Raw genomic sequence first — 1,013 nt, 5'->3', positions numbered from 1 at the left:
AGCGCCGCGGGCCCAGCGTCTCAGGGACGAAGCCTCCCGGCCCGCATCCGCGCGGTGCGTCCCACCCCCGGTAGGCAATCCGCCACCTAGGCCCCCTGCGACCGCCGGGGCGTCGCGCACAGCGCACGACGCCCCGGCCCCCAGACGCACTGCACGAGCGCCGAACTGATCGGCTGAAGGGAACGACCATGGACCACACCCCCATATCCGACCGCAGTGCCACGCAGCTCCTCGCCCAGGCTCACGGTGCCGACCACGCGGCCACCCTCGCCCTGGACGAAGGGCACTACCGGCGCGCTCAGGCCCATGCGCTCGTCGGACGGCTCCGGATCTACCTCTACGAGATTGCCCTCAGCAACGAGTGCCCCGACTGCTCGGGGCGAGGGATCTTCGCGCGGCCCTGTGTCCGGACCGACTGCGAGGAGGCCACCCGGGGCTCGACGCATCACCGGCACTGGGAGCCCTGCCTCAACCGTGCCACCCACCGAAGCCCCGTCATTGCTCCCGTCAGCGGTGCCAAGGAAACCACCAGCTGACCGGCCGAACGACGTCGCCCAGGACCTTGACACCCCTGAACGGCATCGCCCGACCGCAACACGAACCAAAGCCCAGGAGAAAGAGAAGTGACCACCGAGAATTCCATGAAGCCCACCGCCCGAGGAAGCATTATCGCCTTTCGCCTTCTCACGGCAGCCATCATCATCGGCGCGGCCATCGTAGGAGGCATCGGATTTGCCGGTTCGTACGACTCCCTCAAAAAGCTGGCAGAACTCAAGGGATTCGGCGAATTCTCATATTTCCTTCCGGTGGGGGTAGACGCTGGAATCGTGGCCCTCCTCTCCCTGGACCTCTGGCTCACGAGAATGCGGATCCCAATGCCGCTCATGCGGCGGGCTGCTTGGATTCTTACGGCGTCGACAATCTATTTCAACGCGAATGCCGGAGTTCCGCAGCCCACCATGGTGAATCCATATCCATCACTGTGGGATGACCCCGTTGCTGTCGGAATGCAC

2 protein-coding genes are annotated in these 1,013 nt (G+C 65.4%); both read left to right on the top strand.

Annotated features, from left to right (window positions below; translation table 11 throughout):
* The first annotated feature begins 188 nt into the window (after nt 1-188).
* Nucleotides 189-536, top strand: coding sequence for a hypothetical protein (locus ACWFR4_RS49210; protein WP_453658561.1), 348 nt, complete (start codon nt 189-191; stop codon nt 534-536).
* Between the two features lie 87 nt (nt 537-623).
* A partial coding sequence (locus tag ACWFR4_RS49205) for a DUF2637 domain-containing protein (protein WP_453658559.1) occupies nt 624-1,013 on the top strand: 390 nt, incomplete at its 3' end.

It is taken from the genome of Streptomyces sp. NPDC055140 (assembly GCF_053607285.1).
This window is presented reverse-complemented; position numbering and strand designations above follow the sequence as displayed.